This window comes from Amycolatopsis rhizosphaerae (genome assembly GCF_007713715.1).
GTDB classification, from domain to species: Bacteria; Actinomycetota; Actinomycetes; order Mycobacteriales; family Pseudonocardiaceae; genus Amycolatopsis_E; species Amycolatopsis_E rhizosphaerae.
The window spans coordinates 23,960-31,168 of the sequence record NZ_VJWX01000022.1; the positions used below are offsets into that span (position 1 = coordinate 23,960).

Consider the following 7,209-nt stretch of genomic DNA (forward strand, 5'->3'; position numbering starts at 1 on the left):
TAAATCACCCGGCCCAGTGGGGTGGGGCAGCGGCCGAGTGCGATCGGTGACAGCCCTACGGAAAGTGAACAGGCCAACTCGGGTCGGTACCCGGTTGATCCAGCGGTTACGGTCACGCTCCGCGTCGCCGCTACATTAGGCGCATGAGCGCCACAAAGTGGGAGTACGCGACGGTTCCGCTGTTGATCCACGCGACCAAGCAGATCCTGGACCAATGGGGTGAGGACGGCTGGGAGCTGGTGACGGTGCTGCCGAACCCGAGTGGTGAGCAGCACGTCGCCTACCTCAAGCGGGCCAAGGCATGAGCTGGTCGCAGCGGCTGGCCGGACTCGGTATCGAGTTGCCCGCGGTCGCGGCGCCCGTCGCGGCCTACGTGCCCGCGGTGCGCAGTGGCGCGCACGTCTACACCTCCGGGCAGCTGCCGTTCGTCGGCGGTGAGCTGGCCGTGACCGGCAAGGTCGGCGCCGAGGTGAGCCCGGAGGAGGCCAAACGGCACGCCCGTACCTGCGTGCTCAACGCGCTCGCCGCGGTGGACGCGCTGGCCGGGCTCGACGCGATCACCCGCGTGGTGAAGCTGGTGGGTTTCGTGGCCTCCGCGGAAGGGTTCACCGGACAGCCCGCCGTGATCAACGGGGCGTCCGAGCTGCTGGCGGAGATCTTCGGTGAGGCCGGCGCGCACGCGCGGTCGGCCGTCGGGGTGGCCGAGCTGCCGCTGGGGGCGCCGGTCGAGATCGAACTGATCGTGGAGGTCGAGTGATGGATCCGGACATCGAGGCCGCTTGTCACGAACTGTTGCTGCGTCTGGCGGGCCGCCTGCCGGATCAGCTGCTGTGGCGCTACCGGGACTGGCTCGGCGAGGGCGCGATGACCACGCTCGCGCGAACGCTGCCAAGGACTTTGCTAAAGCACAATATTGACCTGGACCAACCCGAATATCGCCTGCTGGTCGCCGGGCTGGTACCGCATGGTGCGGACTGGCACCAGGTGAGTTCCACGCTGGGGGTGGACGAGGTCCCCGAGAACCGGTACACATTCTCGGGGAGTGCGCCCGATCGGGTGAACTTCGTAGACTCAGTGTCCGCGTTGGTGCACGCAACGTTGCGAAGCCGGCCGGACGTGGGCGAGGTGCGGCAGAGCTGGCGACACGGTGACGGTTCGGAGCCGAAGCGGGTGCTGCTGATCACCGCACTGGCCGGCCTGCCGAGGCTGACCGGTGAACTGCAGCGGGTGCTGCGCGTGCTGGGCGACGAAGAGCCCAGTGTCGAAGTGATGCCCTCTCGGTTCGATCTGCCCGCGTACCACCGGGCCGCGCTGGCGAGCTCCGAACTGATCTGCACCGGGGCGGTCGACACCGGGCACCGGCTCGCCGCTGCGTAACGGCTCGCCCCCCGAGCGGGCCGCTGGAGGGAGAAACGTGGAGGTCCACAGTGACGCCGCAGTGCTGGGAACCGACGGGTTCGCGGTTCCGCTGCGGCTGCACAACCTGCTGCTCGCGCTGGCCGGAAGGCTGGACGACAGCGCACTGTCCGAAGCACGGGAGCTGACCGCCAGGGCTCGTCTGGACGAGGCCGCCGAGCTGACCACCGGAGCACTGATCGCCGGGCGGCTTCCGGTGCGGGAGTCCGAGCAGCACGAGCTGGGCCTGGTGCTCGAGCTGAGCCGGTCCGACGCGACGCTCGCCGACCACCTCACGGTGCACGACGCCGAGGCCGACAACGGGGTCCTGCACCACTTCACCGGCGACAACCAGCCGGAACGCGGGATCGCGGAGGCGCTCGACCGCACGCTCCAGGTGCTGCCGGACTTGCGCGCGGTGCACGCGGTGTGGCGCAACACCCCGGCGGGCAGTGTGCCCGGCCCGCTGCCCCAGCGGGTGGTGCTGGTCGAGATCGGTCCCGAAGGCAACCCGCCCGCGGCGGCCTACCGCGTGGACGCGGCGCTGCGCCGTGCCGGGATCCGGTCGGTCGTCGAGGTGACCGGCCCCGGTGCCGAACCCGGGCGCTACCACCAGCAGGCACTGGCTTCGGCCGTTGCGGTGTGGCTGTCCGGCTCGCCTGCCTCCTCCGCACCCCGGCGGCCTTCGCCCGCCTCGGCAGGGCCCAAGTCCGTGAAGGGGAAGCCCGGCCGTCACGTGGCCGTCGACGCGGCGCCCGTCGCGGACGAGGAGCCCGAACCGGTCGCGGAAGTACCCGTACCCAAGGCCGAGGAGGCGCCGGAAGCGCCCCCCGCGCCGGCCGCGCCGCCCGCACCTTCGAAGGGGCCCGGGCACAAGTTCGGCCCCCGGCCGGAGCCGCCCGAGGCGCGTGCCGAGAACACGATGGACCTCAGCTCCGCCGAGGTTGCCCAGTTGCGTGCCGCACTGGCCGAAGATCCGGTCAGGGGCAAGGCGATCGCCTCCGGCGCGATGGGCTCCGACGAGGTCGTCGAGATCCCCGAGCTGGACCTCGACGACCCGCAGCTGTCCGAACGTGACCGCCAGTTGCTGCGTGAGCTGCACGCGGAACTCGCCGAGCGGGAGCGGACGGAAGCCGCGAAGGTGCGTTCGAACGGTTCGGCCCGCGGCGAGGACAAGTCCGCGGGCTGGGTGGACGGTTTCGGCGGAGCCTGATTCCGTCCGGCTCCGTTGGGAAAGCCTTGGTGTGAGGGGAGTCCCTCCGGCGAATACGGCCGCGAGGGGTCCCCTCACCGGCTTTTGGCGGCTAAGTTCGTCAGCGTGCCTCAACTGAGTTTCCACCTGCCCGGCGGCATGGAGTTCTCCGACCAGCCTCCGCAGAACCCGGCCGTTCCCCGCGACGCCGCCACCGTCATCCTCCTGCGCGACACCGAACAGGGCCTTGAGGTCTTCCTGCAGCGCCGCGTGGCCGCGATGGCCTTCGCCGCGGGTATGACGGTGTTCCCCGGTGGCGGGGTCGACCATCGGGACGCCGACGCCTCGGTCAGCTGGGCGGGTCCGTCGCCCAGTGCCTGGGCGGGATGGTTCGGTGGCACCGAATCGGTGGCCAGGGCACTGGTGTGCGCAGCGGTGCGGGAGACGTTCGAGGAGTCCGGTGTGCTGCTGGCCGGTACCGAGGAAGGCCTCGTCGGGGACACCTCGCCCTTCACCGGGGCCCGCGAGGCGCTGGTCACCCGTGAGCTGTCCCTCGCGGCGTTCCTGGCCGGGGCCGGTCTGACCCTGCGTGCCGACCTGCTGCGCCCCTGGGCGCACTGGGTGACACCGGTGCAGGAGAAACGCCGCTACGACACCCGTTTCTTCGCCGCGGTCCTTCCGCCGGGGCAGGACGCCGACGGCAAGACCACCGAGGCGGAGTCTTCCGGCTGGCAGCGGCCGAAGGACGCGCTCGCCGACGCGGAAGCCGGGCGCAGCACGCTCATGCCGCCCACCTGGCACACGCTGAGCGAACTCGCCGAGTTCGGTACCGCCGAGGAGGCGTTGGCGGCCGAGCGCACGGTCGAAACGATCATTCCGCGGCTCATCCGCGAGGGCGACAAGATCCGCGTGATCATGGAGGCGGAATGACGCATCCGGCTTACGGGGAACTGCGCCCGGTGTCGGCCACGGCGTCGGTGCTGCTGGAGAACAACCCGTCGACGATGACCCTGGACGGCACGAACAGCTGGGTGCTGCGCGCGCCCGGCTCCGAAGAGTGCGTGGTGGTCGACCCCGGCTACGAGGATCTCGACCACCTGCCGAAGCTGGCCGGGCTCGGCAAGGTCGCGCTCGTGCTGCTCACCCATCACCATGCCGATCACTCCGAAGGCGCATCGTGGCTGGCCGAGCGGGTCGGCGCGCCGGTACGCGCGCTCGACGAAAGGCTCTGCCTCGACGCCGAGTCCTTTGTGGACGGTGAAACGATCGTGGCGGCCGGGCTGGAGATCGAGGTGCTGCACACCCCGGGCCACACCGCGGATTCGGTCTGCCTGCGCGTCGGCGACCACGTGCTCACCGGCGACACCATCCTCGGGCGCGGCACCACCGTCCTCACCGATCTCGGGGCGTACCTGGATTCCTTGCGGCGCCTGCGAACCCTGCCCGCGGGGCTGACCGCCCTGCCCGGGCACGGTCCCGAAATCGGGGACCTGCGCGTCGTCGCGCAGGAGTACCTCGACCACCGGGAACAGCGGCTGGACCAGGTGCGGGGGGCGCTCGCCGTACTGGGCGGGGAAGCGACCCCGCGGCAGATCGTCGAGCACGTGTACGCCGATGTCGACCGGGCGTTGTGGGCGCCTGCCGAGCACAGCGTGCGGGCGCAGCTGGACTACCTCCGCCACATCGGAGGCTAGGCACTTCGAGCCAGCTTCGATACCAGCCCCTAGCCCGCCTTCGTCAGGTCGGTGTGGGTGACGAGGTCGGTGACGACCTCGATCAGTCGCCGCAGCGCGGGTTTTTCGGCCGAGGGCAGCCAGACCAGCTCCGTCAGCGCGGTTTCGCCGATGAGCGGGACGAACTCCACTCCGCTCCGGCGCAGGCTGTGCGAGGACTCCGTCAACCGCGTCACGCCGATCCCGGCCGCGACCAGGCCCAGCAGGTTCTGCACGCTCGACGCCCGCTGCACCACCTTGGGTTCGAACCCGGCCCGGCGGAACTCCTCGTCGTAATGCCGGTGCCAGGGCGGCCACGAGGCGCGTTCGGTGAGTACCCACGGTTCGTCGGCGAGGTCCGCCAGGTGCATCTGCTCCCGGTCGGCCAGCGGATGCCCGGAGGGCAGCACGGCGCAGACCCGCTCGGTGAACAGGGTCCGCGAGGCCAGGCCCTCGACCAGCGGAGGACGGGTGAACCCGGCGTCGTACCAGCCGCCTTCGATGCCCGCGACCAGTTGCGCGATGGTGACGTCCTCGGCGGTGAGTCGGACGTCCGGGTAGCGCTCGCGGAAGGCGCGGACGATCGGCGGCAGCAGGTGGTTCGCGGTCGAGGCCAGGAAGGCCAGGCGGAGTTCGCCGACCTCGCCCCGGGCGGCGCGCCGGACCGCGCCCACCGCCTCTTCGGTGCGTTCCAGTACGGCACGGGCCTCGGGCAGGAAGAGCCTGCCCACCTCGGTGAGGCGGGTGCCGCGGGTGTCCCGGTCGAAGAGCCGGAGGCCGAGGGTGCGCTCGAGGACGTTGATCTGCTGCGACAGCGACTGCTGCGCGATGCCGACGCGTGCGGCCGCGTTCGTGAAGCTCAGCTCTTCGGCCACCGCGACGAAATAGCGCAGTTGCCGGAGCTCGGGTGTCTTCGACGACCCGGTCACCACGTCCGCTCCCTCACAGGTACTGACTGTAGCGGCCGAAGGTAACCGGTGTTGGACGCCGAACTCGATCGGGCGTGAAGCTGAGGTCATGGCAAAGCAACGCGTCTGGCTGATCACCGGCTGTTCGGCCGGGTTCGGCCGTGAACTGACCCTCGCCGCGCTGAACGCCGGCGACCTGGTGATGGCCACCGCCCGCCGCCCGGAGCGGCTGTCCGATCTCGTCGCGGAGTGGGGTGACCGGCTGCGCACCTGCGCGCTCGACGTGACCGACCCGTCCTCCGTCGAGGCGGCCGTCGCGACGACGCTCGCCGAGTTCGGCCGCATCGACGTGGTGGTCAACAACGCCGGTCACGGCTCGGTGGGCGCGGTCGAGGAACTGACCATGGAGGAGCTGCGGGCACTGATGGAGGTGATGTTCTTCGGTGCGGTCGCGGTGACGAAGGCGGTCCTGCCGCATCTGCGTGAGCAGGGCAGCGGCACGATCGTGCAGATGAGCTCGATGGGCGGGCAGTTGAGCATGCCCGGCTTCGGGGCCTACTGCGCCGCGAAGTTCGCCCTCGAAGGGCTGTCGGAGGCGCTGGCGGCGGAGGTGGCCCCGTTCGGCGTCCGGGTGCTGATCGTCGAACCCGGTGCGTTCCGCACCGAGTTCGGCGGGGCGCGGATGCACCGCTCCCGGGAGATCCCGGCCTACCGGGTCTCGACCGCGGACACCCGGGCCGCGGTGGACGGCATGGACGGCACGCAGCCCGGCGATCCGGCGAAGGCCGCGGCCGCCGTCCTTCGTGTCCTGGCCGAGGAGCGTCCGCCCCTGCGGCTGGCACTGGGGGTGGACGCGGTCGACGCGATCCGGGCCCACCAGGACGCCATGCGGGCCGACCTGGACGAATGGGCCGAGGTGAGCACCTCGACCGCGATCGTCGCCTCGGGCGGCGCGGAGCGCCAGGTGTAGTGCCTCGGGAGGTGCTGGTCGCAGCCGTGAACGAGTGGCTCTGACCAGCACCGTCGCAACGGCCCTCAGACGACGTCGAATTCGTTGCCCTCGGGGTCCTGCATGGCGGCGGCGTAGAGCCCCATGTCCGGCTCATCCTTGATTCGCAGCACGGTGGCACCAGCTTTGACCAGCCGTTCCACCGTAGCCTTGACCCGCTGTGCGCGGACGTCCCGTGGCATGTCACGGCCCCCACCGACCTTCAGGTCGAAGTGCCACCGGTTCTTGGCGACCTTCGGCTCCGGAACCTGCTGGAACCACACCCTCGGTCCACGTCCCGCAGGATCGATGATCGACTCCGGAATGTCCCCGGCACCGGCCGGCAACTCTGCCTCGGGCACCCCCATGGCCGCCCAGTAGGCACGCCAGGTGGCGTGCCCGCCCGGCGGAGGCTCAGGCACGTAGCCCAGGGCCTCGGCCCAGAAAGTCACCATTCTCTGCGGATCGAAGCAGTCGATCGTCAGCTGCACTGCCATCTCCATGCCCAGAGCATCCCAGGCAGGTCTGACAGAAGATCCACTTTCCAGGCGCCCCCCGGCCCGTCAGGATGCGAAGGCGGCAGTGATGATCCTGTTGACCAGGGCCATGTCATTGCCTCCGCCCGTGACGGGGTTGAAGCAGTACACCAGGCGGCGGCGAAGGTCGGGGGTGGTGAACATCCCGTCGGTGTAGCCGTAGGTGCTGCCGGTCTTGCCCCACAGGGTCAGGTCCGGGCGGTCGTTGCCGCCGGGAATCGTCACGCGCATCAGGCCCGCGCCGTAGTAGGCCCAGCCGTGACCCGGATCCTTGTCGGAGCCGCCCAGATAGGGCACGTGGGGGACGGTGAGCAGTTCCTTCATCTGTGCCGGCGCCAGGAGCTGCCCCCGGAACAGGGCGGTCAGGAAGCGGTCGAGGTCGGTGGCGTCCGAGATCATGCCCCCGGCACCCGGGTTCTGCTCGGTGACGTCGACCAGCTTGCTCGTCCCGTCGGGCTGGGGGACCGCGAGGTAGCCG

General features: G+C 70.5%; 10 protein-coding genes. 7 read left to right on the plus strand and 3 right to left on the minus strand.

What is annotated here, in order from left to right:
• The first annotated feature begins 143 nt into the window (after nt 1–143).
• The 6 genes from sp36 (at nt 144) to FNH05_RS04375 (ending at nt 4,281) form a co-directional block, all read left to right on the plus strand.
• Nucleotides 144–305 carry a Sp36 family protein gene (sp36, locus tag FNH05_RS04350; protein ID WP_017985509.1) on the plus strand — a complete coding sequence of 54 codons (162 nt, stop codon included), beginning with the start codon at nt 144–146 and terminating at the stop codon, nt 303–305.
• Nucleotides 302–757, plus strand: a complete 456-nt coding sequence (locus tag FNH05_RS04355) for a RidA family protein (RefSeq protein WP_144585956.1) — start codon at nt 302–304, stop codon at nt 755–757. The genes sp36 and FNH05_RS04355 overlap by 4 nt, the downstream gene beginning before the upstream one ends.
• Nucleotides 757–1,377: a hypothetical protein gene (locus FNH05_RS04360; protein ID WP_144585965.1), complete on the plus strand. Its 621-nt coding sequence runs from the start codon at nt 757–759 to the stop codon at nt 1,375–1,377. Before FNH05_RS04355 ends, FNH05_RS04360 begins: the two co-directional genes overlap by 1 nt.
• A 37-nt stretch (nt 1,378–1,414) precedes the next feature.
• Nucleotides 1,415–2,608: a hypothetical protein gene (locus FNH05_RS04365; RefSeq protein WP_246127522.1), complete on the plus strand. Its 1,194-nt coding sequence runs from the start codon at nt 1,415–1,417 to the stop codon at nt 2,606–2,608.
• 138 nt (nt 2,609–2,746) lie between these two features.
• Nucleotides 2,747–3,517 (plus strand): NUDIX hydrolase, encoded by a 771-nt coding sequence (locus tag FNH05_RS04370; RefSeq protein WP_144585967.1) that lies wholly within the window; start codon nt 2,747–2,749, stop codon nt 3,515–3,517.
• Entirely contained in the window at nt 3,514–4,281 is a 768-nt protein-coding gene (locus FNH05_RS04375; protein WP_144585957.1) for an MBL fold metallo-hydrolase, read from the plus strand. The genes FNH05_RS04370 and FNH05_RS04375 overlap by 4 nt, the downstream gene beginning before the upstream one ends.
• Before the next feature lie 29 nt (nt 4,282–4,310).
• Here the strand turns inward: FNH05_RS04375 and FNH05_RS04380 are convergent, their stop codons facing one another.
• A complete protein-coding gene (locus FNH05_RS04380) occupies nt 4,311–5,231 on the minus strand; it encodes a LysR family transcriptional regulator (RefSeq protein WP_246127525.1) in 921 nt (306 codons plus the stop codon).
• Between the two features lie 85 nt (nt 5,232–5,316).
• Here FNH05_RS04380 and FNH05_RS04385 point away from each other — a divergent pair, with 85 nt between their 5' ends.
• On the plus strand, nt 5,317–6,177 hold the full coding sequence (locus FNH05_RS04385) for an oxidoreductase (protein WP_144585959.1): 861 nt from the start codon (nt 5,317–5,319) through the stop codon (nt 6,175–6,177).
• 65 nt (nt 6,178–6,242) lie between these two features.
• Here FNH05_RS04385 and FNH05_RS04390 read toward each other — a convergent pair whose 3' ends face one another.
• Nucleotides 6,243–6,698 carry a VOC family protein gene (locus FNH05_RS04390; RefSeq protein ID WP_144585960.1) on the minus strand — a complete coding sequence of 152 codons (456 nt, stop codon included), beginning with the start codon at nt 6,696–6,698 and terminating at the stop codon, nt 6,243–6,245.
• Nucleotides 6,699–6,758: 60 nt separating this feature from the next.
• Nucleotides 6,759–7,209, minus strand: a 451-nt coding sequence (locus FNH05_RS04395) for a serine hydrolase (protein ID WP_144585961.1), incomplete at its 5' end; no start/stop codon positions are given.

Bases quoted from the DNA above. Each gene is read 5' to 3' on its own strand.
- sp36 (WP_017985509.1), top strand. From the start codon at position 144: ATGAGCGCCACAAAGTGGGAGTACGCGACGGTTCCGCTGTTGATCCAC.
- FNH05_RS04385 (WP_144585959.1), top strand. From the start codon at position 5,317: ATGGCAAAGCAACGCGTCTGGCTGATCACCGGCTGTTCGGCCGGGTTC.
- FNH05_RS04355 (WP_144585956.1), top strand. From the start codon at position 302: ATGAGCTGGTCGCAGCGGCTGGCCGGACTCGGTATCGAGTTGCCCGCG.
- FNH05_RS04370 (WP_144585967.1), top strand. From the start codon at position 2,747: ATGGAGTTCTCCGACCAGCCTCCGCAGAACCCGGCCGTTCCCCGCGAC.
- FNH05_RS04360 (WP_144585965.1), top strand. From the start codon at position 757: ATGGATCCGGACATCGAGGCCGCTTGTCACGAACTGTTGCTGCGTCTG.
- FNH05_RS04390 (WP_144585960.1), bottom strand. From the start codon at position 6,698: ATGGAGATGGCAGTGCAGCTGACGATCGACTGCTTCGATCCGCAGAGA.
- FNH05_RS04375 (WP_144585957.1), top strand. From the start codon at position 3,514: ATGACGCATCCGGCTTACGGGGAACTGCGCCCGGTGTCGGCCACGGCG.